The sequence below is a fragment of the Streptomyces sp. NBC_00224 genome, from assembly GCF_041435195.1.
GTDB lineage: Bacteria > Actinomycetota > Actinomycetes > Streptomycetales > Streptomycetaceae > Streptomyces.
This window is the reverse complement of the sequence record NZ_CP108106.1, coordinates 5715194-5741532: the sequence shown is the minus strand read 5'-3', so window position 1 is coordinate 5741532 and position 26339 is coordinate 5715194. Positions and strand designations below refer to the sequence as shown.

General features: G+C 72.2%; 22 protein-coding genes. 8 read left to right on the top strand and 14 right to left on the bottom strand.

The features are described 5' to 3' along the window. Positions 1-3: 3 nt before the first annotated feature. Together OG965_RS25715 and OG965_RS25710 are read right to left on the bottom strand one after the other, a co-directional pair. Positions 4-1245: an FG-GAP-like repeat-containing protein gene (locus OG965_RS25715; protein ID WP_371654417.1), complete on the bottom strand. Its 1242-nt coding sequence runs from the start codon at positions 1243-1245 to the stop codon at positions 4-6. A 176-nt stretch (positions 1246-1421) separates the two neighbouring features. Next, a complete protein-coding gene (locus tag OG965_RS25710) occupies positions 1422-3311 on the bottom strand; it encodes an alkyl sulfatase dimerization domain-containing protein (RefSeq protein ID WP_371654416.1) in 1890 nt (629 codons plus the stop codon). A gap of 537 nt (positions 3312-3848) precedes the next feature. Between OG965_RS25710 and OG965_RS25705 the strand changes: the two genes are divergently transcribed. Both OG965_RS25705 and OG965_RS25700 read left to right on the top strand, forming a co-directional pair. Continuing rightward, on the top strand, positions 3849-5060 hold the full coding sequence (locus tag OG965_RS25705; protein ID WP_371654415.1) for a pyridoxal phosphate-dependent aminotransferase: 1212 nt from the start codon (positions 3849-3851) through the stop codon (positions 5058-5060). Between the two features lie 77 nt (positions 5061-5137). Further along, complete coding sequence (locus OG965_RS25700; RefSeq protein WP_371654414.1) at positions 5138-5521, top strand: hypothetical protein; 384 nt, start codon at positions 5138-5140, stop codon at positions 5519-5521. A 306-nt stretch (positions 5522-5827) separates the two neighbouring features. Here the strand turns inward: OG965_RS25700 and OG965_RS25695 are convergent, their stop codons facing one another. From OG965_RS25695 to OG965_RS25665, 7 genes are all read right to left on the bottom strand, one after another. Further along, positions 5828-6988 (bottom strand): hypothetical protein, encoded by a 1161-nt coding sequence (locus tag OG965_RS25695; protein WP_371654413.1) that lies wholly within the window; start codon positions 6986-6988, stop codon positions 5828-5830. After that, the gene (locus OG965_RS25690; RefSeq protein WP_371654412.1) at positions 6985-7758 is read right to left on the bottom strand and encodes a PP2C family serine/threonine-protein phosphatase; all 774 of its coding nucleotides are present in this window, start codon (positions 7756-7758) and stop codon (positions 6985-6987) included. Before OG965_RS25690 ends, OG965_RS25695 begins: the two co-directional genes overlap by 4 nt. A 37-nt stretch (positions 7759-7795) precedes the next feature. Beyond that, positions 7796-8560, bottom strand: coding sequence for a hypothetical protein (locus OG965_RS25685; protein WP_371654411.1), 765 nt, complete (start codon positions 8558-8560; stop codon positions 7796-7798). Positions 8561-8597: 37 nt separating this feature from the next. Then, complete coding sequence (locus OG965_RS25680; protein ID WP_371654410.1) at positions 8598-9632, bottom strand: hypothetical protein; 1035 nt, start codon at positions 9630-9632, stop codon at positions 8598-8600. A gap of 95 nt (positions 9633-9727) precedes the next feature. Beyond that, the gene (locus OG965_RS25675) at positions 9728-10186 is read right to left on the bottom strand and encodes a hypothetical protein (RefSeq protein ID WP_371654409.1); all 459 of its coding nucleotides are present in this window, start codon (positions 10184-10186) and stop codon (positions 9728-9730) included. Beyond that, a complete protein-coding gene (locus OG965_RS25670; RefSeq protein ID WP_371654408.1) occupies positions 10173-11156 on the bottom strand; it encodes a serine/threonine-protein kinase in 984 nt (327 codons plus the stop codon). Before OG965_RS25670 ends, OG965_RS25675 begins: the two co-directional genes overlap by 14 nt. Before the next feature lie 233 nt (positions 11157-11389). Further along, positions 11390-13213, bottom strand: a complete 1824-nt coding sequence (locus OG965_RS25665) for a phosphoenolpyruvate carboxykinase (GTP) (protein ID WP_371654407.1) — start codon at positions 13211-13213, stop codon at positions 11390-11392. Between the two features lie 270 nt (positions 13214-13483). On the opposite strand from OG965_RS25665, the gene OG965_RS25660 reads away from it, so the two are divergent. Genes OG965_RS25660 through OG965_RS25650 form a run of 3 tightly spaced genes read left to right on the top strand, consistent with a single transcriptional unit; the run spans position 13484 to position 16422 of the window. Further along, a complete protein-coding gene (locus OG965_RS25660; protein WP_371654406.1) occupies positions 13484-14164 on the top strand; it encodes a hemolysin III family protein in 681 nt (226 codons plus the stop codon). Positions 14165-14222: 58 nt separating this feature from the next. After that, positions 14223-15776, top strand: coding sequence for an MFS transporter (locus OG965_RS25655; protein ID WP_371654405.1), 1554 nt, complete (start codon positions 14223-14225; stop codon positions 15774-15776). Between the two features lie 10 nt (positions 15777-15786). After that, a complete protein-coding gene (locus tag OG965_RS25650) occupies positions 15787-16422 on the top strand; it encodes a TetR/AcrR family transcriptional regulator (RefSeq protein ID WP_371654404.1) in 636 nt (211 codons plus the stop codon). A gap of 139 nt (positions 16423-16561) precedes the next feature. Here OG965_RS25650 and OG965_RS25645 read toward each other — a convergent pair whose 3' ends face one another. Further along, positions 16562-18565 (bottom strand): thioredoxin domain-containing protein, encoded by a 2004-nt coding sequence (locus OG965_RS25645; RefSeq protein ID WP_371654403.1) that lies wholly within the window; start codon positions 18563-18565, stop codon positions 16562-16564. A 135-nt stretch (positions 18566-18700) separates the two neighbouring features. Between OG965_RS25645 and OG965_RS25640 the strand changes: the two genes are divergently transcribed. Then, entirely contained in the window at positions 18701-21922 is a 3222-nt protein-coding gene (locus tag OG965_RS25640) for a tetratricopeptide repeat protein (protein WP_371654402.1), read from the top strand. Positions 21923-22027: 105 nt separating this feature from the next. Here OG965_RS25640 and OG965_RS25635 read toward each other — a convergent pair whose 3' ends face one another. Next, on the bottom strand, positions 22028-22273 hold the full coding sequence (locus tag OG965_RS25635; protein ID WP_371654401.1) for a hypothetical protein: 246 nt from the start codon (positions 22271-22273) through the stop codon (positions 22028-22030). A 1-nt stretch (position 22274) separates the two neighbouring features. Beyond that, positions 22275-23156, bottom strand: coding sequence for a mycothiol conjugate amidase Mca (gene mca, locus OG965_RS25630; RefSeq protein ID WP_371654400.1), 882 nt, complete (start codon positions 23154-23156; stop codon positions 22275-22277). Positions 23157-23283: 127 nt separating this feature from the next. Between mca and OG965_RS25625 the strand changes: the two genes are divergently transcribed. Then, positions 23284-23685 carry a DUF4307 domain-containing protein gene (locus OG965_RS25625; protein WP_371654399.1) on the top strand — a complete coding sequence of 134 codons (402 nt, stop codon included), beginning with the start codon at positions 23284-23286 and terminating at the stop codon, positions 23683-23685. 250 nt (positions 23686-23935) lie between these two features. Then, positions 23936-24433 carry a transcription elongation factor GreA gene (gene greA, locus OG965_RS25620; protein ID WP_371654398.1) on the top strand — a complete coding sequence of 166 codons (498 nt, stop codon included), beginning with the start codon at positions 23936-23938 and terminating at the stop codon, positions 24431-24433. Between the two features lie 70 nt (positions 24434-24503). Here greA and OG965_RS25615 read toward each other — a convergent pair whose 3' ends face one another. Then, positions 24504-25355: an ABC transporter permease gene (locus OG965_RS25615; RefSeq protein WP_371654397.1), complete on the bottom strand. Its 852-nt coding sequence runs from the start codon at positions 25353-25355 to the stop codon at positions 24504-24506. Next, entirely contained in the window at positions 25352-26332 is a 981-nt protein-coding gene (locus tag OG965_RS25610) for an ATP-binding cassette domain-containing protein (protein ID WP_371654396.1), read from the bottom strand. Before OG965_RS25610 ends, OG965_RS25615 begins: the two co-directional genes overlap by 4 nt. Positions 26333-26339 lie beyond the last annotated feature (7 nt).

Sequence of the window (26339 nt, the reverse complement as noted above, 5' to 3'; positions counted from 1 at the left end):
AGGTCAGAAGACCAGGTGCGTGGCGCGGGCCTGGGCGTACTGTCTCGGTGCCCGCAGACCGCCGTCCGCCGCGCCCGTGCCCGGGTACACGCGGAGCGCCTTCTGCCCCGGCGCGTGGGCGAGCAGGTCCGGGTGGCCGTCGCCGGTGACGTCACCGATGCCCACCAGCTCGGTGAGCCCGTTCCAGCCACCGGTGCCGATGAGCTTGCGGTCACCGAAGGTGCCGCGCCCGGTGCCGGGGTAGAACCACAGCTTCCCGGCGGTGTCCCGGGCCACCAGGTCGGCCCGCTTGTCGGAGTTCATGTCACCGGCCCCGACCAGCTCGTTCATGGCCTTCCAGCCCCCGCCGACCTTCCGGCGGTCCCCGAAGGTGCCGTGCCCGTCGCCGGGGTACGTCCACAGGGTGCCCGTGCTGTCGGCGGCGAGCAGATCGGCGCGGCCGTCGCCCGTCAGGTCCCCGGCGGCGGTCAGGTCGCGCATGGAGTTCCAGCCCCCGCCGACCTTGACGCGGTCACCGAGCGTGCCGTCGCCACGGCCCGGGTAGAACCACAGGACGCCGGAGCGATCGCGCGCGAACAGGTCCTCCTTGGAGTCCCCGTTGTAGTCGCCGTGCCGGGTGAGCTGGGTCATCGCGTTCCAGCCGCCGCCCACGACACGGGTGCGGCTCTTGCTCCCGTACAGGTGGTCCGTCCACAGCTGCCCGAACTTGTCGCGCGAGTACAGGTCCCCGAAGCCGTCGCCGTCGGCGTCACCGAACGCGGCCTCGGCGGGCTGCCCGGCCGGGCGCTGCTTGGGCTCGATGTCCCACGCGTAGGTGGGGAAGCGCCCCTCGGTGCCGCAGAAGTAGTCCGCCTCGGGGTCCAGGTCGAGCGAGCTGACGGCGTTGTCGAGCTCCGGCCGGTAGCTCTCGTCGAAGGACACCTGGCCCGAGTAGTAGTGCGTGGCCTGGGCCCGCTCCGGGTTCCCGTCGAGGTCCGGCTCGCTGTTGAAGCAGACGGGCGTGCCGGAGTAGTTCGCGAACGAGCTGATCCGGTTGTCCCAGGAGCCGAGCCGCAGCATGGACCCCGAGACGACCAGCATGTCGCCCTTGCCCAGCGGCTCGCTGAAGACACACAGCTTGCCCCAGGCGCAACGCTCGTAGCCGCTGGCGGCCTGGGCAGGCGCGGTGGTGACGGTGGCGATCAGCCCCGCCGTGACAGCGGCCGCGAGCCCGCCTCGTACGAGGCGCGAAGAAATGGAACGCACGTGGTCCCCCCGGGTATGTGCGGATGCTGTGAATGCGTGGAAAGTCAGCGGATCATAGCCGCCTGTCGACGATCAGTTCGAACCAGACCGTCTTGCCGATTCCGTACGGCCGCCGCGTTCGCATCGATGCCCGGCGGGGACAGTCCTGCGTTCGCCGTCCCCGCCGCCGCCTGGGCTCAGTTCACGGCCGGGATTGCCGGGAGCAGGTAGCCGAACACCGTGTCCGCCGCGGCCCGGTCGTCGACCTGGACGCGGCCCGCGCGTACCGCCGCGTCGAAGTTCGCGGCGAAATCGGGTCCCGGGGCGAGGAGTTGGTCCAGCACATCACGCGTCAGCGTAATCGTGGCCTGCGGCTTGTCCACGCCGGGGGGCATGGTGTCGCCTCGCGTGTCCGTGTAGACGAGGACTCCGTCGCGCAACACCGTGACACCCGACTGGCCGGTGTTGGTGAACATCCACAACAGGACGATCGGGTCGCGCAGTTCGGCCGCGCTGGGGCCGTCGAGGCGGGCGGCCACGGCCGCGAAGTACTGGGCGGGGTTGGCGTGGCGGACCAGGTCGCCGACGACGGGGCGGGATCCGGGCGGCTGCGAGCCGGGGCTCAGGTCGCGGGCGGCCGTCAGATAGGCGTTGCGCAGCGGGCCGTACTCGGCGAGGTAGCCGAGCTGGGTCAGGGCGAGGGCCTGGAGGGAAGTCGCGGCCTCCAGAACCGCCGGGGACACCGTCGCCGGGTCGCAGGCGGCGGCCACCACGTGGTCGAGGAGCTCGACGACCCGCTCGTACCGGGGCGTCTCCGCGTCGTACTCCTCGCGCGCGGCGGCGAGCACCGCCTCGGCGCCGCCCAGGGCCACCACGTACCGCTTGGCCGTCGTGGCGGAGGCGGGGGTCGCGGCGACGGCGTCGGTGGCGGCGACGAACTCGTGGCCGAGGAGCCGCAGCCAGGTCTGGCGGGCGGCCTGGGTGGCGGTGCCGACGTAACCGGCGGCGTAGAAGGGCCGGTTGGAGGGCTGGGACTGGCGCCTGACCCAGGCGTCCCGGCGCGCGGCGAGGCGCGCGGAGACGGCCTTGTCGCCCCAGCCGGGCCACTCGTACGCCCCGGCCACGATCTCCGCGACCCCGCCGAAGGCCTTCAGCGTCTCGTCGAGGTGGCGGGCGCGCACGTCCCCGAGACCGCCGAGCAGGCCGGGGGCGGTCAGATAGAGCACCTTGCGGTCGGGGAGGTAGACATTCATCTCCGCCGGCGACTGGAGGCCCGCGGCGGGCTGGAGGACCAGCCGGACGCCGTCGGCCTCGACCTCGCCGGAAAGCTGGTGGGTGGGCGGGATCAGCGTGGCCTCGCCCGCCGAGACGGTGAGCCCCGGGCCGCTGTCGATCAGCCCGCACGGCCCGGCTTCCAGACGGGTGCCGTACGTGTGGTCCACCAGGCACGCGGTGGCCAGGCCCTCCACGACGTGGCGGCGGACCGCGTCGTCGAGGAAGCCGTCGGGCGCGTACACCGCGAGGTCCTCGGGGACGGCGTCGCCGCGCTCGGCGAACAGGCCGCGCGAGCCGCCGAAGTGGTCGACGCAGCTGGCGGTGTAGACGATCGCCTTGACCGGCCGCTGGTCCTCGGTGGTCGCGCGGTAGAGCCGCAGCGCGTACTGCGCGGTCTCGTACGAGCCGAGGGGGTCGATCACGATCAGTCCGGTGCGGCCCTCGACGATCGTCATGTTGGCCAGGTCGTAGCCGCGGACCTGGTAGACGCCGCCGTCCTCGGCGCGGGTGACCAGATAGAGGCCCGCCATCGCGTTCATCCGGCCCTGCCGCCATACGCGCGCGTTGACGGAGGGCGGGATCTCGTCCTCGTCGCTCAGGAACTCGAAGCGGCCGAAGTCCCAGGCCACACCCTCGCCGTCGCGCGCGGGGATCACGGGCACGTCCGGCCGCGCGATCAGCCCCTGCTGCGCGTTGCGGAAGTCGGAGACGTCGGACGGGACTCCCTGCACGGCGGGGCGGTTGCTGCGGACGACGAACGGGGTCGGCTCGACGGGCTCGGGGCGAGCGGCGGCGTTGCGGCCGTTGGTCATGGTTCTGCCTCCTCAGGGCTGCGCGGGTGCGGGGCGGGAACGTAACTCCGCACGGCCCGAGCGGGAAGGGTGCGGGCGACGGTCTTGGCCGAGAATGTCCCGTTCTGAACCAGCCACGGGCCCGGCCTTCGTCTGCGGGTGATCGTGGGCTGGTCGCGCAGTTCCCCGCGCCCCTCAAATGCCGCTACGCGGCATCCTTGGGGGCGACCCGAAGGGGCGCATTCAGGGGCGCGGGGAACTGCGCGACCGGCCCACCACGACCCGCAGAAGACAACGCACCCTTTAAGGGGCGCGAGGAACTGCGCGACAAGCCCCCACCGGCCCGCAGCCGACAACGCACCGTGTCGCATCTCACCCACCCCCGGACGGGCAGCGCGCATTCCAAGCCCCCGCCCCACCCCGGCCCACCAATCCCACGGCAGCCGCCCCACCGCCGCATTCCGATGGAAGCCACCACTCCGCCCAGAACGCCCCGCCCGGGCGCCCCGGGCCACAAACACCGCGCGCCCCCCGAAACGCGCCCGTAAGGTGACCGTCATGCAGGTGATCCAGTCGACCAAGCTCGCCAATGTCTGTTACGAGATCCGGGGCCCGGTTCTCGAAGAAGCCATGCGGCTGGAGGCGGCAGGTCACCGCATCCTCAAGCTCAACACCGGCAACCCCGCCGCGTTCGGCTTCGAGTGCCCGCCGGAGATCCTGGAGGACATGCTCCGCAACCTCTCCGGGGCGCACGGGTACGGCGACGCGAAGGGCCTGCTCTCGGCGCGGCGCGCGGTGATGCAGCACTACCAGACCAAGGGCATCGACCTCGACGTCGAGGACATCTACCTCGGCAACGGCGTCTCCGAGCTGATCCAGATGTCGATGCAGGCGCTGCTCGACGACGGCGACGAGGTGCTGGTCCCGGCCCCGGACTACCCGCTGTGGACGGCCTCGGTCTCACTGGCCGGCGGCACCGCCGTGCACTACCGCTGCGACGAGCAGTCCGACTGGATGCCGGACCTCGCCGACATCGAGCGCAAGATCACCGACCGCACCAAGGCGATCGTGATCATCAACCCGAACAACCCGACGGGCGCGGTGTACGACGAGGAGATGCTGCGGTCGCTGACCGAGATCGCCCGCCGCCACAACCTGATCGTCTGCTCGGACGAGATCTACGACCGGATCCTCTACGACGGCGCCACCCACACGCCGACGGCCGTGGTCGCCCCGGACCTGATGGTGCTGACCTTCAACGGTCTGTCCAAGAACTACCGGGTGGCCGGATTCCGCTCCGGCTGGCTCGCGGTCTGCGGCCCGAAGGCGCACGCCTCCTCGTACATCGAGGGCCTCACCATCCTCGCCAACATGCGGCTGTGCGCCAACATGCCGTCGCAGTACGCGGTGGCCACCGCCCTCGGGGGCCGCCAGTCCATCGAGGACCTGGTGCTGCCGGGCGGACGGCTCCTGGAGCAGCGCGACACGGCGTACGAGCTGCTCACCCAGATCCCGGGCGTGACCTGCGTGAAGCCCAAGGGCGCGCTGTACCTCTTCCCGCGCCTGGACCCGGCGGTCTACAAGGTCAAGGACGACCGCCAGATGGTCCTCGACCTGCTGCGGGCCGAGAAGATCATGGTCGTGCACGGCACCGGCTTCAACTGGCCCGAGCCCGACCACTTCCGCATCGTGACACTCCCCTCGGCGCAGGACCTGGCCGGGGCCGTGACGCGGATCGGCAGCTTCCTGGACGGCTACAGCCAGATGTAGCCGGGCTCCTGGCTTCCGCTCAACTTTAGACTGAATCTAAGATAGGATGGTCTCCTGCAACAAGAGGAGGCCATCTCATGTACGAGCCGATCCGGACCAAGTCGGTGCACAGCACGATGGCCGCCGACGCCCGCATTCCGCACCGTTCCCGCGAGGAGGAGCTGGACATCCAGCTCGCCGGGCACCTCGCGGCGCTGCTCGCCGTCACCGACGAGCTCGGTCTGGCCTCGGCCGGGGACGCGATAGCGCGACAGGTCGCGCGGCTGCGGGGCGGTATGCCGCCGGTGCGCCACGCCGGGCTGAGCGGCGCGTCCCCGGCCTCGCTGCACGACCGCGCGCACGCTCTCGCGGGCCGCGCCCTCGTCGTCGCCGCCTCGCGCGCCGACACGGCGGCGGCGATCCTGGCGGCGGAGCGCATGGACGCCCACTCGGCGGCACTGGCCCTCACCGCCGCCCCCTGATCGGCCCCGGTCCGCGCGCCGCGGAGGTCCGCGGACCGGGCGCCACGTTCTACGCACGCGCACGCGCCTTACGTCCCGGGCTGCGCCCAGATGCGATATCGCCTGCGACCCGGTGGGGGCTGATCGCGCAGTTCCCCGCGCCCCTCAAATGCCGCTGCGCGGCAATCTTGGGGGCGCCCCGAAGGGGCGCTTCCAGGGGCGCGGGGAACTGCGCGACCAGCCCACGACCACCCGCAGACAAGCACGCACCCTTTAAGGGGCGCGGGGAACTGCGCGGCCAGCCCCCACCCACCCGCACGCGAACGCTCACCCCACCGACAGGATCAGCACCAGCAGGACCAGCACTACCAGCCCGACCAGCAGCGCCGTCGGCACCGCCGACCGTGGTGGCGCGACCGGGACCGGGCCGAGGTTGAAGACGTCGTGGCCGGTCACGGATGCCCGCCCGCACCACGGGCACCCCGCGAGATGCGACCCGTACGTATGCATCGGGCGAGCCGCACACACCCGCACACGCCCCCGCTCCCGATCCAGCGCCCGCAACCAGTCCTCCGCCGAAGGGCGCGCCGCAGGGTCGAGGACGCCCGGCCCGAACGCCGCCCGAGACAGGCCGAGCAGTTCGGGCGGCAGCACGGACGGGTCCACGGTCCCGCGCGGCACCACCACCTGCTCGGGCCGCACCACGTACGAGATGCTCGCCGCGATGTTGTCCTGGACCGTCGACTCCGGCGCGCTGTCGTGCGGCACGCCCCCGAAGGGGTGGTTCCCTGCCGTCAGCAGCTGGTAGACGAGGACCGCCAGCGCGAAGTCGTCGCTGGCGCGCGTCGCCGGGCCGCCCGCGTGCCGCTCGGGCGCCGAGTAGTCGGTGGTGTGCATCAGACAGGGGAACAGCTCCCCCGTGACCGCGTCGGTGAAGGCGATGGAGTCGCAGTCCAGGAACGTGATGAAGCCGTTCGCGTCGACCACCACGTTGCTGCTGGAGAAGTCCCCGATGACCAGGCCCTCGTGGTGCATCCGCGCGGTCATGAACGCGAGGTTCCAGGAGACGCCGAGCAGGAACCGCCAGTCGGCCCGGTCGTGGAAGAGCCGGATGCGCTGGGCACGCGTGAACAGGCCCACCAGCTGGACGTGTTCGGGCTCCCCGAACCGCTGCATGGCATAGCCGAGGAACTCGCCGCCCGGCGTCCGCGCGGGCGCCGTCGGCCAGGCCAGTTCGGGGCGCTGGGAGCGGTCGGTGGGGCGTCCGCCGAGCGGGGACATCGTGAGCATCCGGGTCAGCCGCCGCTCCTGCTCGGGGCCGGGCGGGTCCCGGTAGAGCTTGACGACGACCCGGTCGTCGCCCTCGACGGGGTAGACGGCCGCTTGGCCGCCGCCCTTGAGCGGGGCGGCCGCGAGGACCACCGGCACCCCGCCGAGCAGCACGGTCCGCCCGCCGGGCCCGCCACCGCTGCCGTTCGCCACGCTCATGCGCCCCCTCCCGTACGCACCGCACGCACCGCCCGCAGCAGCGTCTTGTCGTCGCCGTTGAGCGCGGTCAGCCGGTCGGACCTGAGCAGCGCGGCCAGCCGGTCGTCCTCGTCGCCGGGCGCCACCGCCTCCGTGTCCAGGGAGCGCAGCACCGCCGCGGCGAAGGACTCGTTGGGCGCCTGCGGGGCGCCCGCCGACCAGGAGAGCGCGGCCTGGGCCAGGCCGTCGGTGGAGAGCAGGACGCCGTCGACGCCCTCGTCCCGTACGCAGTCGGTCCGCACCCAGCGGGCGGCGTCCGGCGTGCTGAGGAACACCGTCTCATTGCTGTACTCGCTCACCGCGGCGGGCTGCGGCAGCAGATGGAACTGCCGCTCGCCGTCCTCCGTCCCGGCCCGCAGCACCACGAAGCCGTCCCCGACGCTGACGTGCCCCAGCCAGCCGGGCGCGAGCACCACCACGGTGAGCGTCGTCGCGTGGTCCCCGGCCGCATCGCCCGTACGGTCGAGGAAGTCGTCCACGACCCGCTGGAAGCCCCGGCGCAGCAGCCGGTGCGCGGCCGGGCCGTCGGCGCCCGTGGCGGGCAGCCGGCCGAAGTGCTCCACCGCGAGGCGGACCGCGAGCAGTGAGCCCTCGCCCGAGCGCGGCCTGCTGCCCGCGCCGTCGGCGACCGCGAGGACCGTGAGGGGCCCGTCCGTCGAGGACCGCCAGGCGTCCTGGCAGGCGACGCCGTCCCGGCGGTGCCGGTAGCCCTCCACGCTCAGGCCGTGCACCCGCCAACTCCCGTGCGCCCGCGCCCCCATGGCCCGCTCAGGCTTCCCAGGCCGGGCGCTGCGTCTTGAACTGGCTGAAGATCTTCTCGAAGACCTCGTCGCCCGCGCCCTTGGTCTCGGCGCTGGCGCTCGCCGACATCATCTGGAGCAGCTGGCGGAACGGGAAGCCCTGGAGCCTGGCGTTGAACTTCGGCGCGTACGCCTGGAGCACCTGCTCGGCCAGGTCGGTGAGCCCGCCGACCCCGATCGCGTACAGCCGGAAGCGCCGGGCGGCCTGCTCCTCGGCGAGCACCGGGACGAGCCGCTGCCAGGTGCGGCTGATGTGGCCGGTGCCGTCGGTCGGGAGCCCGTCGGTGACCAGGCAGATCTGCGGCCGGTAGTACTGGAAGCCCTGGGAGCGCAGCTCGGCCTTGCGGGCGGTGACCACGTGCATGGCCAGCTCCAGGGCCTCGGTCATCAAGGTCACCCCCGAGGCGTCGAGCCGCGGCGGCTCGAACATGTGGGCAGCGACGAACGGGCCGACCGGCGAGCCCGGTTCGAGCGGCTGCCCGCCGCGCCAGGCGGTGACGCCCCGGCCGCCGAAGGTGATGACGGCGACCTCGACGCTGTAGCTGAGGCTGACGTCGTCGTGGAGCTCGCGGGTCCATTCGCTCAGCGCCGTGTTGAGCGCGTCGATGGGCGGTCCCGCCATCGAGCTGGAGGTGTCGAGGCACAGCACCAGCGGCAGCCGTTGGGCGTTGTTCTCGAACTCGATGTCGGCGTACTCCGCCGGAAGTGTCCTGGGTGGCTGCTGCCTGCGCATCTGACCTCTCCCCGTTCCCGTTGCTTCGTCCTACGGGTCAACTCCCGTGCGGCGCACGGTCGATGACGGTCTGTCCGTTTCCCGCGTACGCGTGGGCGTACAGGATCCCCGCGTCCTTGCCCCGGCCCTCGCTGACCTCGACGGAGGTGCCGGGAGCGGGCGCGGGCGTCCCCGGCTCGGCCCAGACCGCCCGGCGCAGACACTGGTCCAGCTCGACGTATCCCTGCGGGTGCAGCGCGGTGCGCACGACGGCGACGCGGCCCGGCGCGGCCGGCCTGCCGATGTCCCGGCCGGGCGCCGCACGGTGCCTGCCCGGCGCCCCGGCCGCGCTCGCTCCGGGCGTGCCCGCACTGCCCGCACTGCTTGTACGAGCGGTGTGCGCGGCCCCGGGGCGCCCGGCGGCGGGTGCGGCGAACGCGAGGCGCGGGCCCTGCGAGCGGCGTACCGCGAAGACCAGCGCGGTCACCAGGAGCAGCAGCAGAGCGGCCACCCCGAGCGCCGGGACGAGGAGCGGGGAGCCGCCGCCGGAGCCGCCGACGCTGTCGGAGTTGCGGGCGAGCTCGGCCGCGAGACCCGCGTCCACGAGATCCTTGCCGCGCAGGGGCTTGCCCTTGCCCTTGACCTCCGCGACGGCCTCGCACAGCTTGCCCTCGCAGGCGCCCGCCTCGCGCAGGGCGGTCACGGTCTTGTCGTCGAGCCGGGTGATCTCGGCGTCCGGGTCGACGAGCCGGTCACCGGCGAGGACGAGCAGCAGGGTGCCGCCGGCTCCAGTCGGGTGCCCGGCCGGGACCATGAGGACCAGCGGGCCGCGGTCGAACGCGGCGTTGCGCTGGGAGAGCTTCCAGTCGTCCGCCTTCCCGTCGAGCGCCAGCGGCTTGCGCAGGGTGACGAGCACGGACGCGTCATGGGCGCCGACGCGCCCGGCCCAGCAGTCCAGCCGCTCGGCCAGGGACCCCGAGCAGGACATGTCGCGGGCGGCGGCCGGAAGGGCCGCGGCGAGCAGGGCCACGGCCAGCAGCCCGGTCAACGCCCACAGCCGTCGCGCAGCGCGCGGCCAACGGAGCTGCCCCATGTGCGAAAACCTCCCCGCCCCCGGAAAAGCACATCGCAAATATGACGGCACCGGCGCCTGCCCGTAAGGGTTTTGGCCATCCCCAATAGCCACACCTACAACTGGAAAACCTGGTGGCACCGGACGAACATCTGCCTCGCCTGTTCCACCCAATCGCCGGCCAGAGCGTCGAATTCGGGCTGGTTCATCGTGCAGTTGAGCGGCAGGGTGCAGACCCCGGCGATACAGGGCCGTGGCCCCCGTACGTCCCACACCGACAGCATCGGGACCAGCTGTTCGGTGTTCCACGCGTTCGCCGCGGCGGCGGCCGTCGCCAGTTGGTCGCCGCGCAGGAACCGGCCGTCGGTCATGAACGCGACCAGCAGCTTCGTGGTGGTCATGAACCGGACGGTGACGGCTCTTCCGGCGTCCGCGAGGTCGAAGCGCAGCGAGACGGAGACCGTGTCCTCCTCGCAGTGCAGATGGCGCCCGGCCGCCCACCCGTGGACCAGCGACCGCCACTGGACGCCCAGGTCTCTCCCGCCGCCGCCCGGTGTTCCCTCAGAGTGCCGCACGGCCCACCGCCTCGATCACCATGGCGTCGCTGAGCCCCGCGTCGAGCAGCGTCTGCGCGTGCAGCAGCAGACAGGACGGCAGCGACGCCCCGCTGCCGGGCGCCCGGTGGACCTTGAGCTCGCCGGTGCGGACCCGGATCCGCCGGGCCACCGTGGGCGGCGGCCAGGTGAGCGCCCGCGCGGCGCCCGCCTCGGGGCCGAGCAGCCCCTGGAGCAGCACGTCCAGACCCGGCCGGTCCTCGGGCCGCTTGGCCAGGCACCCGGCGACCAGGTCCCTCAACTCGCCGGGTACGTCGTCGAGTTCGGGCTCGGCGTGCACCACCCGGTAGGCCACCCCGACGCCGTGCCGGAACGGCGCGTACCCCGCGACGGCGTAGACGAGGACCCCGCCGAGCGAGAAGACGTCGCTGGCGGGCCCGGCCCGGTCGCCGGTCATCTGCTCGGGCGACATGTACGGCGGCGTCCCCATCAGCTGCCCGGCCCGGGTCAGCCCGGTCGCCCCGGCGACCGCCGAGATGCCGAAGTCGATGACGCGCGGCCCGTCGGCGGCGAGCAGCACGTTCGACGGCTTGAGGTCGCGGTGGACCACTCCGGCGCCGTGGATCGCCTGGAGCGCCTCCACCAGCCCGGCCCCGAGCCGCCGCACCTGCCCCTCGGTCAGCGGCCCGTCCGCGCCGACCGCCTCCGACAAGGCGGGGCCCGGCACGTACGCCGTTGCCAGCCAGGGCAGTTCGGCCTCCGGGTCGGCGTCGACGACCGCCGCCGTGTACGCCCCGCCCACCAGCCGCGCGGCCGCCACCTCACGGGCGAAGCGCCGCCGGAACTCGTCGTCGGCCGCCAGTTCGGGACGTACGACCTTGACCGCGACGGCCCGGCCCGCGGGCGACCGCCCCAGATACACCCACCCCATCCCGCCGGACCCCAGCCGCCCGACGATGCGGTACGGCCCCACCCGCTGCGGATCACTCACCGGTGTGCGCAACCTCCGCGCCCCCTCACTCGGCCCAACGCGCTCCGGGTCCGAGTGTCCCGCGAACACCCGCCCCCGGCAGCCGCCATGGCGAAAAACACTCCCGGGAAAACGATCCGGCCCCCAGAGCCGTGAGGGGGCTCAGGGGGCCGATCGTGTCGTGGCGGACCGTCGTGACCCCACTGGTCAGGGCGGTGTTCGGGGCAGCCCGCCACGAGTCTCGGGCGGGCGGGTCAGCCCAGGCGGGCGACCAGCGCGCGGTACTCGTCCCACAGCTCCTTGGGCGTGTGGTCCCCGAAGGTGTTGAGGTGCTCGGGGATCAGCGCCGCCTCCTCACGCCAGACCTCGGGGTCGACCTTGAGCAGGAACTCCAGGTCCGCCTCGGGCAGTTCGAGCCCGGCGGTGTCCAGGGACTCCCTGGTCGGCAGGATGCCGATCGGGGTCTCGACGCCCTCGGCCTTGCCCTCCAGGCGCTCCACGATCCACTTCAGGACACGGCTGTTCTCGCCGAAGCCGGGCCACACGAACTTGCCCGCGTCGTTCTTGCGGAACCAGTTCACGTAGTAGATCTTGGGCAGCTTGGCGGCGTCCGCGGTGGCGCCGACCTTGACCCAGTGGGCCATGTAGTCGCCCATGTTGTAGCCGCAGAACGGCAGCATCGCGAACGGGTCGCGGCGCAGCTCGCCGACCTTGCCCTCGGCGGCGGCGGTCTTCTCGGAGGCGACGTTCGCACCGAGGAAGACGCCGTGGTTCCAGTCGAAGGACTCGGTCACCAGCGGTACGGCGGAGGCGCGGCGGCCGCCGAAGAGGATCGCGGAGATCGGGACGCCCTTGGGGTCCTCCCACTCGGGGGCGATCGTCGGGCACTGGCCGGCCGGGACGGTGAAGCGGGCGTTCGGGTGGGCGGCCGGGGTCTCGGACTCCGGCGTCCAGGCGTTGCCCTTCCAGTCGGTGAGGTGCGCGGGCGCCTCTTCGGTCATGCCCTCCCACCACACGTCGCCGTCGTCGGTGAGCGCGACGTTGGTGAAGACCGAGTTGCCCCACAGTGTCTTCATCGCGTTGGCGTTGGTGTGCTCACCGGTGCCGGGCGCGACGCCGAAGAAGCCGGCCTCGGGGTTGATCGCGTACAGCCGGCCGTCCTCGCCGAACCGCATCCACGCGATGTCGTCGCCGATGGTCTCGACGGTCCAGCCGGAGATCGTCGGCTCCAGCATGGCGAGGTTGGTCTTGCCGCAGGCGGACGGGAAGGCCGCGGCGACGTACTTCGACTCGCCCTGCGGCGGGGTCAGCTTCAGGATGAGCATGTGCTCGGCGAGCCAGCCCTCGTCGCGCGCCATGACGGAGGCGATGCGCAGCGCATAGCACTTCTTGCCGAGCAGGGCGTTGCCGCCGTAGCCCGAGCCGTACGACCAGATCTCGCGGGACTCCGGGAAGTGCGAGATGTACTTGGTGGAGTTGCAGGGCCACGGCACGTCGGCCTCGCCCGCCTCCAGCGGGGCGCCCAGGGTGTGGACGGCCTTCACGAAGAAGCCGTCGGTGCCGAGCTCGTCCAGGACCGGCTGTCCCATGCGGGTCATGGTGCGCATGGAGACGGCGACGTAGGCGGAGTCGGTGATCTCGACGCCGATCGCGGAGAGGTCCGAGCCGAGCGGGCCCATGCAGAAGGGCACGACGTACATGGTGCGGCCGCGCATCGAGCCCCGGAAGACGCCCTTCTCACCCGCGAAGATCTCCCTCATCTCCGCCGGAGCCTTCCAGTGGTTGGTCGGCCCCGCGTCCTCCTCCTTCTCGGAGCAGATGAAGGTGCGGTCCTCGACCCGCGCGACATCGGTCGGGTCGGAAGCGGCGTAGTACGAGTTCGGGCGCTTGATCGGGTCGAGCTTCTTGAACGTGCCCTTGGCGACGAGCTCCTCGCAGAGGCGCTCGTACTCGGCCTCGGAACCGTCGCACCAGACCACCCTGTCCGGCTGCGTGATGGCTGCGATCTCGTCTACCCAGGAGATCAGCTCCTGGTGATTCGTCGGGACAGTGGTGGAAGCCGCGATGTCGCGCGCCACGATCGCTCCTTGTTGAAGGTTCGGTATCCCCTTGTGGGGGAATTTCGTTCGTTGCCCCGTGGGGGCTGCGACCCGGACGCTTCTTTGGTACCTGGCGCTCATCCGGTGCCGACCGCACTCATCTGATCATCCGTGCCGTTCGCCCATATGTCCAGAGGCACTCTCACGTGAGCATCGCCACTCGCCACTCCTCGTTCATCTCTGGTGCACACGGTCTGGGCATACGGTTACGGGCCGCCCCTATCCGTAACTTACGGAGGCGTAGGTAGCATGCGGGACATGACTGATCAGGTGACGGCCCCTGCGCCGACAATGCCCCTGAAGCCCAAACTGCGCGGCTGGCTGCACGCCGGGATGTTTCCGGCGGTGGTCGTCTCGGGCATCGTGCTCACCGCACTCGCCCATTCGACCCGGGGGCGGATCGCCTGCGGCGTCTACGTCCTGACCGCCTGCCTGCTGTTCGGCGTCAGCGCCATCTACCACCGGGGCGACTGGGGCCCGCGCGGCGAGGCGATCCTGCGCCGGCTCGACCACGCCAACATCTTCCTGATCATCGCGGGCACCTACACCCCGCTCACCCTGCTGCTGCTCCCGGACTCGACCGGCCGGGTGCTGCTCTGGGCGGTCTGGGCGGCGGCGCTCGCCGGCATAGCCTTCCGCGTCTTCTGGGTCGGCGCCCCGCGCTGGCTCTACACCCCCTGCTACATAGCGATGGGCTGGGCGGCGGTCTTCTTCCTCCCCGACTTCATGCGCACCGGCGGCATCGCGGTGCTCGTCCTGGTCGTCGTCGGCGGACTGCTCTACAGCGCGGGCGGCGTGATCTACGGCATCAAGCGCCCCAACCCCTCGCCGCGCTGGTTCGGCTTCCACGAGGTGTTCCACTCCCTGACGCTGGCGGCGTTCGTCGTCCACTACGTCGGGATCTCCCTGGTCGCCTACCAGCATTCTTGACGCCGACCCTCTTTTGAGAGTTACTGTCACTTGACGGTAACTCTTACGGAGGTGTGCCATGACACAGGTTTCCGGCCCCGATCCACGGCGCTGGTGGGCGCTGGCGGCGATGGTCGCGAGCATGCTGGTGCTCGGCTTCGACATGACCATCCTCAATGTCGCGCTGCCGACGATGGCCCAGCAGCTCGGCGCCACCACCGGCCAGCAGCAGTGGATGGCCGACGCCTACGTCGTGGTCTTCGCCGCCCTGATGCTCCCCGCCGGGCTCCTCGGCGACCGCTTCGGCCGCCGCCGGATGCTCATCACCGGCCTCGGGATCTTCCTGGCGGGCTCCCTCGTCGGCGCGCTGACCACCAGCGTCGGGGCGGTCATCGCGGCCCGCGCGGTCATGGGGATAGGAGCCGCGTTCGTCATGCCGCTCGCCCTGGCCGTACTGCCGTCGCTCTTCCCCGCCGAGGAGCGCACCAAGGCCGTCTCGATCGTCACCGCCTCCTCCGCGCTCGGCCTGCCGCTCGGCCCGATCATCGGCGGCTTCCTGCTCAACCACTTCTGGTGGGGCTCGGTCTTCCTGATCAACGTCCCGATGGTCGCGATCGGCATCGCCGCCTGCGCCTTCCTGCTCCCGGAGACCAGCGACCCGGCCTCGCCGCGCTTCGACGCCCTCTCCACCGCGCTCACCGCCACAGGTCTGGGCTCCCTCATCTACGGGATCATCGAGGCACCGACGCGCGGCTGGAGCGACGCGCTGGTGGTCGCCACGCTCGGCGGCGGCGCGGCACTGATCGCCGCCCTGGTCGTACGGGAGCGGCGGGTGCCGCGTCCGATGCTCGACATGAAGCTGCTCGCCCACCGGCCTTTCCTGCTGAACACGCTGGCGGCCACGCTGGTGATGTTCATCCTCGCCGGGCTGATGTTCGTCCTGCCCCAGTACCTCCAGGCGGTGCTCGGCAACGACGCCTTCGGCACCGGACTGCGGATGCTGCCCCTGATGGGCGGGCTGACGATCGCGGCCAAGGCCGGGGAGCCGGTGGTGCGGCGGTTCGGGGCGCGGGCCACGATCTGCGCGGGCCTCGTGGTGCTCGCCTTCTCGGCCTTCCTCGGCAGCCGTACGACCGTGGAGAGCGGATACGGCTTCACCGCGCTGTGGCTGACACTGACCGGGCTCGGCTTCGGCTTCGCGATGGTGCCCGCGATGACGGCCGCGCTCGCCACGCTGCCGCCCGACCGCGCGGGCAGCGGATCCGGACTGCTGATGACCGTACGTCAGGTGGGCAGCGCGGTCGGGATCGCGCTCCTCGGCTCGCTGCTCGCCGGGGTGTTCGCGGACAAGCTCGACACGGCCGGACTGCCGGGGCCGGCGGCGGACCGGGCGGGGGACTCGGTGGTGGCCGCACACCTGGTCGCGGCGCGCCTCGGCGACTCCCGGCTCGCCGCGTCGGCCGACTCCGCGTACGTCCACGGCATGAACACGGTGCTGCTGGTGTGCGGGGTGGCGGCGCTGGTCACCGCACTGCTCGCGGCGGCGCTGCTGCCGGGACGCGAAGGGCCGGAACCGGCCGCGCGGGACGTGGCGGGGACACCCGTTGATGCCGTGGACACCATGAATGCCTGAGAATGTCGACATGCCCGCCACGCCACGCACCCGGTCCCTCGCCTCCCTCGCCGAGGACATGCAGCCGCAGCTCGGGCTGCGCGAACGCAAGAAGCTCAAGACGCGCGTCGCGATCCGGCGCGCGACGTACCGACTGATCACCGAGCAGGGGTACGACGCGACGACGGTCGAGCAGATCGCGGAGGCGGCGGAGGTGTCGCCGTCGACGGTGTTCCGCTACTTCCCCACCAAGGAGGACATCGTCCTCACGGACGAGTTCGACCCGGTCATAGTCGCCGCGCTGCGCGCCCGCCCGGCGGGCGAGCCGTTCCTGGAGTCCGTACGCCACGTCCTGGTCGAGGCGACCCGGCTGATCCTGGAGCACGACCACGAGGAGACGATCCAGCGGACGACGCTCCTCGTCCGGGTCCCGGCGCTGCGGGCCCGCATGATGCAGTCGATGGCGACCAGCAGCCGCCTCCTGTGCCAGGTGATCGCGGAACGCACGGGCCGCGACGAGGGCGAACTGGAGGTACGGGCGTACGCGATGGCGATCCTCGGAGCGGTCTACGAGGCGTCGCTGTACTGGGCGGAACGGGACCACGAGGACGACTTGGCGGGGTTGGTGGAGCGGGCGCTGAACGCGGTGCGGGACGGGTTGCGGTGATGCGACTGCGGGCCGGTGGGGGCTGATCGCGCCCACTCGGAGCGCCCCTTGAGGGGCGCGGGGAACTGCGCGAGCAACCCACCACGGTCCGCAGACAAACACCGGCCCAAGCAGGGGCGCGGGGAACCCGCGGGCGCGCTCAGGACAGCGCTTGGGCCAACGCCTCCGCGCTCGTCACCGGTGCCTCGCACGTGAAGTGGCGGCACACGTACGCCGCCGGGCCGCCGTCGACCAGCGGGCGGTCCGCCAGCAGGGGGAACTCCGCACCGGCCGGGTCGCCCACCGCCACCACCGCGCCCGGGGCGCGGCCCAGCAGTGCGGCGCGGTGGAGTTCGCCTCCGGGCGGGCCCACCACGGCCACCTCCCGGGGGCCGTCGAGGAGGGCCTCGGCCGTTGCCAGGCCCCAGCCGATGAAGCGCGGGGCGCGCGGGGCGAGGGCCTTGACCACGCCCAACGCGCCCTCGGCGGCGGCCCGGTGGGCGGACGAGCCGGTGTGGGCCGCGTACGAGAGCAGCGCTCCGGCGGCCGCCGTCCAGCCCGACGGGGTGGCGCTGTCCGTGGGGTCCTGCGGGCGCCTGATCAGCTGCTCGGCGTCGTGCGCGGTGTCGTAGAGCACCCCGCCCCCGCCGGTGAACTGGTCCAGGACGATGTCGAGCAGGAACCCGGCGAACTCCAGCCAGGCCCCCTCCCCCGTCACCCCCGCGAGCGCCAGGAAGCCCTCCGCGACGTCGGCGTAGTCCTCCAACACGCCGTCGTTCGGGCCGACTTGGCCGTCCTTCGACGTACGGGACAGCCGGGCGCGGTCGTTCATGTGGACGCGGACCAGCAGGTCCGCCGCCTCGGTCGCCCGCTCGACCAGGTCGGGGCGGTCGAAGTACGCGCCCGTCTCCGCCAGTGCCGCGATCGCCAGGCCGTTCCAGGCGGCGACGACCTTGTCGTCCCGGCCGGGGCGGGGCCGCCGCTCACGCGCCGCGAAGAGCCGGTCCCGTACGTCCGCCGCCACCGGGCCACCGTCCGAGGGGAGTTGGAGGACGGAGGCGCCCTCCTCGAAGGTGCCCTCCTCGGTCACCCCGAAGTGCCGCGCGGCGGCCTCGCCGTCCTTCTCGCCCAGCACCTCGGCCAGCTGCGCGGGCGTCCACACGTAGAACGCGCCCTCGACGTGGTGCCCGCTGCCGTCGTCGCTGTCGGCGTCCAGGGCCGAGGCGTAGCCGCCCTCGGCGGTGCGCAGCTCGCGGACCATGAAGTCGGCGGTCTCCAGGGCCACCCGGCGCGCCAGCTCCGAGCCGGTGGCCCGCCACAGATGCGCGTACACCCGGCACAGCAGCGCGTTGTCGTAGAGCATCTTCTCGAAGTGGGGCACCACCCACTCGCGGTCCACCGAGTAGCGGGCGAAGCCGCCGCCCAGCTGGTCGTAGATGCCGCCGCGCGCCATCCGCTCACAGGTGTCGGCGGCCATCTGGAGCGCGCCCTCGGCGCCTGTGCGGGCGTGGTGGCGCAGCAGGAACTCCAGGGCCATCGACGGCGGGAACTTGGGCGCGCCGCCGAAGCCGCCGTGCCGCTCGTCGTAGTCGCGGGTCAGCCCGAGCAGCGCGCCCGCCAGCTCCTCCTCGCCGGGCACACCGGCGCCCCCGCCGTACACCAGCTCGCGCTCGGACAGGTCCCGTACGACCTTCGCGGCGACCTCGCCCACCTCCTCGCGCCGGTCCGTCCAGGCGGCCCGCACCCCCTCCAGGACCTGCGGGAACGACGGCATGCCGTGCCGGGGCTCGGGCGGGAAGTAGGTGCCGAAGTAGAACGGTTCGGCGTCCGCGGTCAGGAAGACGGTCATGGGCCAGCCGCCCTGGCCGGTCGCCGCCTGCACCGCCTCCATGTAGACGGCGTCAACGTCGGGGCGCTCCTCGCGGTCGACCTTGACGTTGACGAAGTGCTCGTTGAGGTACGCGGCCGTCGTCTCGTCCTCGAACGACTCATGGGCCATCACATGGCACCAGTGGCAGCTGCTGTACCCGACGCTGAGCAGCACCGGGACCCCGCGCTCGCGCGCCTGGGCGAACGCCTCGGGCGACCAGGGCCACCAGTCGACGGGGTTGTCGGCGTGCTGGAGCAGATACGGGGACGTCTCATGGGCCAGGCGGTTCGGCATGGGCCCATCCTCCCCCACGGGCGAGATGATCCGCCGACTCCCTCGCGCCGACGCGCGCCGCGCAGGACACTTGACACCAACGGCACACTCGACCAGGACTCATGTCGCAGCGGACGCTCTCGGAGGGGGACGCACATGCGGGACGGCCATCGGGCGGAGGCCGAGCGGCTGTTGGTACGCGCGGTCGAGGAGGAGGTGCGGCGCTCCGGCGGCCGGGCCGACGCCAACGCGCTGCTGACACGCGGCCGGGCGGCACTCGACGCACTGGCGGCGAGCGCCGAGGAGGAGTACACGGCGTACACCCGGGCGCTGGACGAGGCGGCGGCCGGGCAGCCGACGCTCGGCGCCCGGTTCGCAAGCGAGAAGGCGGGCACGGCGTTCCTGGTGACCGGGGTCGCGGCGGTCGCCGCCGTCGTCGCGGACGCGGCGCTCGGGACCGGCGCGGGGCCCGCGGTCGGCGCCGGGGCGGCCGTGGCCGTCGCCGGGGCCGCGACCACCGTCGTCAAGGTGACCGCGGCGCACTGGCCGGCCGCCCACCGGCGCGCCGGCGAGCTCGGCCGTCCGGGCGGCGCCGAGCAGCTGCGCCTGCAGTGGCTGACGGCCCTGGACGTACGGGGCATCCGCCCGTTCCTGGACCAGCAGCGCATGACGGCCCCGGCGGCCCGCACCGGCAAGAAGACCAGCACATCGGTGCCCAACCAGCTGCGCGGCACCGACAAGAGCGCCGCGGCCCGGCGCCGGTCGGTGCTTGAGCAGTCGTTCGGCCATCTGCCCGAGCCGCAGGGGCCGTTCGCGGGGCGGCGCGCGGAACTCGGCAGGATCACCCAATGGGTGCAGTCCGCGCGCGCCGCCACCGAGACCCGCCCCACGGTCGTGGTGCTGCACGGCCCGGCGGGCGTGGGCCGCACGACCCTTGCCGTACGGGCCGCGCACCAGTTGCGGGACCAGTTCCGGGGCGCGTGCCTGGTGGATCTGCGGGGCGGCGCCCAGACGCCGCTGCCCACCCGGGACGCACTGCTGCACCTGCTGAACCGGCTCGGCGCGCCCCGCGAGCAACTGCTCTTCCGTGAGCGCTCGTCGGCCGACCAGCAGGTCCGCAGGCTCGCCGAGCTCTATCACCAGCATCTGACGGGCCTTCCGGTCACGGTGGTCCTGGACGACGCCCACGACGCCGAGCAGGTGCGCACCCTGGTGCCCGAGCGGTCCGACAGCCTGGTCCTGGTGACGGCCGCGCGCCCGCTGGAGCTGCCCGCCGACTTCCCGGCGTGGGTGCACCAGCTGGCGGTGGAGCCGCTGGACGAGGCGGGCGCGGAGGAGCTGCTGCGCGAGTCGGCGCAGGAGGATCTCAAGGAGCCCTCCGCCTTCAAGGACACAGAAGCCACCGTCCTCGTACGGGAGTTGTGCGGCGGTCTGCCGCTGGCCCTGCGGATCGCGGGCTCCTCGCTGGGGGCCCGGGACGCACGGGCGCTCGCCGCCGACCTCGGGGCGTACGGGCCGGTGGCGCCCGTCGAGCGGGCCCTGTGGCTGCGCTACACCGACCAGTCCGAGCAGTCGCGCAGACTGCTGCGGCGCCTGGCGCTCGCCGGGCGGGCCTCGCTGGGCGCGGCGGCCGCGGCGGCGCTCCTCGCCACCGGCGAGGCGGAGGCGGGCCGGCTGCTGGCGGACCTGGCGCGGGCGGGCCTGATCGACCGGGTCCGCGCCGACCGCTACCGCCTGCACGACACCGTACGGACCTTCGCGCGGGCCCGGCTCCTGGACGAGGAGGAGGCCGCCGAGCGCACGGCCGCGCAGGAGCGGCTGATCCAGAACTACGCGGACCTCGCCGACGCGGTGATCCGTATGGTCGACGGCAAACTCTCCACCCGCGCCGGGCAGTTCGGCGGCCACGGCTTCACCTCCCTCGACGCCGCCCTGCGCTGGCTCGACGACGAGTCGAGCTTCATCACGGCCGCGCTGCGCGACGCGGAGGACGTGGACCAGCAGGCGGTGCTCAATCTGCTGGGCGCGCTGTGCGACTACTGCCTGCTGCGCGGCGACCTCTACCGCCTGGGCGAGATCAGCGAACTGTCACAGGCCGTCGACCAGGGCCTCCTTGAGCGTTCCGTACGGTGGCGCACCGGCATCGCGGCCCGCCAGCTGGGCGAGCTCGACACCGCCCGTACGACGCTGACCTCGGTGGTCGGCCTCTACCGGGAGGCGCAGAACGACGCGGGCGCGGCGCTCGCGCTCGCCTCGCTCGGCATCACCCTGCACCACCAGGGCAACCTCACCGAGGCGGCGGCCAGGCTGCGCGAGGCGATCGAGCTCCAGTCCTCGCCCGCCCAGGACGAGGACCGGGCGTGGTCGCTGCACGCGCTGGCGGCGGTCGAGCGCGACCGGGCCAACCTGGCGGGCGCCCTGACCCTGCTGGACACGGCGCTCGCCCTGCACCGCGAGGGCGAGTCGCTGCACGGCGAGGCCTGGACCCACTTCCAGCTCGGCCAGGTGTGTCTGCGGATGGGTGATGTGCCGCGCGCGGACGAGGAGTTGCGCACCGCGCTCGACCTGTACGGCCGCACCCGCGACGGCCGCGGCGAGGCCTGGGCGCTGACCCAGCTGGCCCGCGCCCGGCTGGTGGACGGCGACCCGTCCCCGGCCGTCGACGGGCTGCGCCAGGCCCTGTCCCGCCACCGGGAGCAGGAGGACGCACGCGGCGAGGCGTGGACGCTGTACTACCTGGGCCAGGCCCTGGAGGAGCGCGGCGACCGCGACCAGGCGGTCCGCGAGCTGGAGCGGGCCCGCACGATGTTCTCGCGGATGCGTGACGTGTACGGCCTGGCCTGCGCCCGCCACCACTCCGGGCGGGTCACCCGCGACCAGCGCGCCGCCCAGACCGGCAACCTGCGCAACTCCGGCTTCGCCCGCCAGCTCCTGGTCGACGCCCGCGCCGACTTCCACCGCATCGGGGTCGCCCACGGCGAGGGCTGGACCTGTCTGGAGCTGGCCCTGATCGACGCGGGCAACAACCGCGCGCCCCAGGCGCTGCGGCTGTGCGACGAGGCGGTCGAGCTGTTCGACTCGTACGGGGACCGCAGGGGCGGCGACTGGGCCCGCTTCCTGCGCTGCACCCTGCTGCCGTACGCCTCGGCGGGCGGCTCGGAGATCGGGGTCGCGGTGGCCCAGGAGGAGCTGTCCCAGCTGATCCGCGCCCACCACGCCACCCGCGACAGCAAGCTGGAGGACTGCGCGGAGGCGTACGCGCTGATGCTGGAGCGCGGTGTGGAGCTGGAGGACGGCTGGCAGGCCTGGCAACTGGGCATGGTCCCGACCCGCCACTCCCGAGAGGTCATGGGGGTGCCGGTGGGGGCGGGAAGGTAGCCCGGCGGGACAGGTCCGGTTGCGGTACCCCGCACCCCTTAGGGGCGCGGGGAACTGCGCGACCAGCCACAGCGGACCCGCAGACGAATCCGCACCCCAGCGGGGCTACGCCTTCTTCGGTTCACCCTTGCCGGAGGCGGTCGCAGCCGCGGCCGCCGGGGATGTCCCCGACTCGGGGCCCTCCTCGAAGTCGACCTTCCCCATGTGCCGGTTCATCGACTTCATCAGCAGCCACACCCCCACGGCCAGCGCCGCGAAGACGATGAAGCCGAGGACGCCGGGCGTCACCTTGTCGTTGTCGATCTCCTTGGCCAGCGGGACCAAGTGCGTCAGTGCCAGGCTTGCGCTCATATCAGGCATTCTCGCGTACGCCCGCGAAGAGGTCGTCCTCGGGGAGGGAAGTGTCCACGAGCGACTTCGCCAGCTCGTACTCCTCCGTCGGCCAGACCTCCCGCTGGATGTCCATCGGGACCCGGAACCAGCCGCCGTCGGGGTCGATCTGGGTGGCGTGCGCGATCAGCGCCTTGTCGCGGATCTGGAAGAAGTCCGCGCACGGAACGTGCGTGGTCAGCGTGCGCTCGACGCGCTCGAACTCCTTCCAGCGCTCCAGCCACTCGCCGTACGGCGACTCCATGCCCCGGTCGAGCATCGCGTGGTGCAGCGCCAGGGTGCGCGGCTTGTTGAAGCCCTGGTTGTAGTACAGCTTCCGCGGCTGGTACGCCGGGCCGAACTCGGACTCCGGGAACTTCTCGGTGTCGCCCGCCCCGTCGAACGCCACCATGGAGATCTTGTGGGTCATGATGTGGTCGGGGTGCGGGTAGCCACCGTTCTCGTCGTACGTGGTGATCACCTGCGGACGGAAGGCGCGGATCTTGCGGACCAGCTCGCCCGCCGCCTTGTCCACGTCCTCCAGGGCGAAGCAGCCGTCGGGCAGCGGCGGCAGCGGGTCGCCCTCGGGCAGGCCCGAGTCGACGAAGCCCAGCCACTCCTGCTTGACGCCGAGGATCTCGCGAGCCTCGTCCATCTCCTTCTTGCGCACCTCGTGGATGTGCTCCTCGATGTACTTGTCGCCCTGGAGCTTGGGATTGAGGATGGAGCCGCGCTCGCCTCCCGTGCAGGTCACGACCAGCACGTCCACCCCCTCGGACACATACTTCGCCATGGTGGCCGCGCCCTTGCTCGACTCGTCGTCGGGGTGGGCGTGCACGGCCATCAGTCGCAGCTGCTCAGTCAAGACAAGATCCTCAGTGATTCGGCGCCCTGGGTGTTGCCCTCTGTGATCCGGCGCGATGGGCGGCTTCTATAGTGACCGAATCGGGGGGCGGAAAATTCCTGGCACCCCCAGCAGCAGGAGGACGACCATGGCCGCGGCAAGCCAACCGCTTCCCGAGGGGCGCTACGGGCGCACCGCGGACCAGCGCGCCGACCGCAAGCTCAAGATCATCGGGTCGGTACTCGGCGTCGCCCTGCTCGGTGTGGTCGGCTGGATCGGCTACGACTACGTGGGCGGCCAGTCCGTTTCGGCCCAGGTCATCACGTTCAAGGTGGTCTCCGCCAAGGCCGTCGAGGTCCACCTGGAAGTGCGCAAGGACAAGGGCGAGACCGGTGTCTGCACCCTGCGCGCCCTGGAGACCGGCGGCGACGAGGTGGGCCGCAAGGACGTCCGCTTCGAGCAGCGTCGCGGCCGCATCGACGAGCTGATCACCGTCCAGACCACCTCGCGGGCGACCGCCGTCGACCTCGTCGGCTGCAAGTCGGTCTGACCCGGGCCCGCGCGGCCCGGCCCGGGCCCGCCCGGCGCGCCCGGTCCGGTCCCGCGCCGGGCGCCCGGCTGCCCCGCCGGTCGATTCCGCCGCCTCGTCCGCGCTGACCTGCGCCGACGATTTCGTTGCGGTTTTCGTCCTCCCCCTTCGCGCCCCGAATTGTTAGGCTCGTGGTTTCGCCCGCCCGAGAAGGCACATCCTTCTGGGTAGGGCGATGCGCTTGTATTCCCAGTACCGACGAGGAGCACCTGTGACCCAGACCAGCGACAACGTCACCTGGCTGACCCAGGAGGCGTACAACCAGCTCAAGGCCGAGCTGGAGTATCTGTCTGGTCCCGCGCGCACGGAGATCGCCGTAAAGATCGCGGCGGCCCGTGAGGAGGGTGACCTCCGGGAGAACGGCGGGTACCACGCGGCCAAGGAGGAGCAGGGCAAGATGGAGCTCCGGGTCCGCCAGCTGACCCAGCTCCTCGAACACGCCAAGGTCGGCGAGGCGCCCGCCGCGGACGGTGTGGTCGCCCCCGGCATGCTCGTCACGATCGCCTTCGACGGCGACAAGGACGACACCCTGGAGTTCCTGCTCGCCTCGCGCGAGTACGCGTCGACCGAGATCGAGACGTACTCGCCGCAGTCCCCGCTCGGCTCCGGCGTGAACGGCAAGAAGATCGGCGAGGACGCCGAGTACGAACTGCCGAACGGCAGGAAGTCCTCGGTGAAGATCCTCGCGGCCACGCCGTACACGGGCTGAGCCCGCTCCGTACGTACGGCGAAGCCCCCGGCCGCCCTTCCCAGGGCCGCCGGGGGCTTCGCCGTGCGCGTCAGGCCGTCGCCGAGCGGTACTTGCGCACCGCCAGGGTCCGGAACACCACGATGATCAGCAGCGACCAGAGCAGCGAGGCGATCACCGGGTGCTGCATCGGCCAGGCCTCGGACGGCACCACGCCCGGGTTCCCGAAGAGGTCCCGGCAGGCCTGGACGGTGGCGCTGAACGGGTTCCACTCGGCGACGTGCCGCAGCCACGGCGTCATCCCGGACGTGGCGACGAACGCGTTGGACACGAACGTCACCGGGAAGAGCCAGATCAGCCCGCCGGAGGTGGCCGCCTCCGGCGTACGGACCGTGAGGCCGATCAGGGCGCCGATCCAGGAGAACGCGTACCCGAGCAGGAGCAGCAGGGCGAACGCGCCGAGCGCCTTCGGGATGCCGTGGTGGACGCGCCAGCCGACCAGCAGGCCGACGGCGGCGAGCACCACGACGGTCAGGGCCGTCTGCACCAGGTCGGCCAGGGTGCGGCCGGTGAGGACCGCGCCGCGGGCCATCGGCAGCGACCGGAACCGGTCGATGAGCCCCTTGTGCATGTCGTCCGCGATGCCCGCGCCGGCGCCGGCCGTGGCGAAGGTGACGGTCTGGGCGAAGATGCCCGCCATCAGGAACTCGCGGTACTGCGCCGGGTCGGTGCTGCCGGCGATGTTGACCGAGCCGCCGAAGACGTAGCTGAACAGCACCACGAACATGATCGGCTGGATCAGCCCGAAGATGATCATCTCGGGGATGCGCATCATCCGGATCAGATTGCGCTTGGCCACGACCAGCGAGTCGTTGACCGACTGGACGATGCCGCCGCGCGGCTGCGGAGCCGTGAGGCGCGGGGTTTCGACGACGGCGGTCACTTGGAGACCTCCTTCTCGTTCTCGTCCTCGTCCTTCTGCTCGGCCACATGGCCGGTGAGGGAGATGAAGACGTCGTCGAGGGTCGGGCGGCGCAGCCCGATGTCGTCGATCTCCACTCCGCGGTTGTCGAGCTCGCGGATGACCTCGGCGAGCAGCTTGGCGCCGCCGGTGACCGGCACGGTGAGCTTGCGGGTGTGCTCGACGACGGCGACCTCGCCCTTGCCGAACCCGGCGAGCACCGCGCGGGCGGGCTCGATCTCCTCGTGCTGGTGCACCACGACCTCGACGCGCTCGCCGCCGGTGCGGGCCTTGAGCTGGTCGGCGGTGCCCCGCTCGATCACCCGGCCGTGGTCGACCACGCAGATGTCGTGCGCGAGGTGGTCGGCCTCTTCCAGATACTGCGTGGTGAGCAGCAGGGTGGTGCCGCCCGCGACGAGTTCCTGGATGACCTCCCACAACTGCTGGCGGTTGCGCGGGTCGAGGCCGGTCGTCGGCTCGTCCATGAACATCACGGGCGGCGACACGACCAGGGCCGCGGCCAGGTCGAGCCGGCGGCGCATACCGCCGGAGTACGTCTTGGCGGGGCGGTCTGCCGCGTCGGCGAGGTTGAACTTGTCGAGCAGCTCGCCCGCCCTGACCTTCGCCTGCTTGGCCTTCATCTGGTAGAGCTGGCCGACCATTTGGAGGTTCTCGCGGCCGGTCAGATACTCGTCGACCGCCGCGAACTGACCGGACAGACCGATCGCGCGGCGCACCTCGTTGGGATGCTTGAGCACGTCGATGCCCGCGACCGTGGCCCGGCCGCTGTCGGGCTGGAGCAGGGTGGTCAGGACGCGCACGGTGGTGGTCTTGCCGGCGCCGTTGGGGCCGAGCAGGCCCAGAACCGTGCCCTCGGGGACATCGAGGTCCACGCCGTCCAGAGCCTTTACGTCGCCGAACGTCTTCACCAGGCCTTCGGCATAGATGGCGCCTGGCATGTTGGGT

Bases quoted from the DNA above. Each gene is read 5' to 3' on its own strand.
- OG965_RS25650 (WP_371654404.1), top strand. From the start codon at position 15,787: ATGCCCGCCACGCCACGCACCCGGTCCCTCGCCTCCCTCGCCGAGGAC.
- OG965_RS25700 (WP_371654414.1), top strand. From the start codon at position 5,138: ATGTACGAGCCGATCCGGACCAAGTCGGTGCACAGCACGATGGCCGCC.
- OG965_RS25705 (WP_371654415.1), top strand. From the start codon at position 3,849: ATGCAGGTGATCCAGTCGACCAAGCTCGCCAATGTCTGTTACGAGATC.
- OG965_RS25645 (WP_371654403.1), bottom strand. From the start codon at position 18,565: ATGCCGAACCGCCTGGCCCATGAGACGTCCCCGTATCTGCTCCAGCAC.
- OG965_RS25610 (WP_371654396.1), bottom strand. From the start codon at position 26,332: ATGCCAGGCGCCATCTATGCCGAAGGCCTGGTGAAGACGTTCGGCGAC.
- OG965_RS25695 (WP_371654413.1), bottom strand. From the start codon at position 6,988: ATGAGCGTGGCGAACGGCAGCGGTGGCGGGCCCGGCGGGCGGACCGTG.
- OG965_RS25660 (WP_371654406.1), top strand. From the start codon at position 13,484: ATGCGGGACATGACTGATCAGGTGACGGCCCCTGCGCCGACAATGCCC.
- OG965_RS25655 (WP_371654405.1), top strand. From the start codon at position 14,223: ATGACACAGGTTTCCGGCCCCGATCCACGGCGCTGGTGGGCGCTGGCG.
- OG965_RS25625 (WP_371654399.1), top strand. From the start codon at position 23,284: ATGGCCGCGGCAAGCCAACCGCTTCCCGAGGGGCGCTACGGGCGCACC.
- OG965_RS25680 (WP_371654410.1), bottom strand. From the start codon at position 9,632: ATGGGGCAGCTCCGTTGGCCGCGCGCTGCGCGACGGCTGTGGGCGTTG.
- OG965_RS25685 (WP_371654411.1), bottom strand. From the start codon at position 8,560: ATGCGCAGGCAGCAGCCACCCAGGACACTTCCGGCGGAGTACGCCGAC.
- OG965_RS25640 (WP_371654402.1), top strand. From the start codon at position 18,701: ATGCGGGACGGCCATCGGGCGGAGGCCGAGCGGCTGTTGGTACGCGCG.
- OG965_RS25710 (WP_371654416.1), bottom strand. From the start codon at position 3,311: ATGACCAACGGCCGCAACGCCGCCGCTCGCCCCGAGCCCGTCGAGCCG.
- OG965_RS25635 (WP_371654401.1), bottom strand. From the start codon at position 22,273: ATGAGCGCAAGCCTGGCACTGACGCACTTGGTCCCGCTGGCCAAGGAG.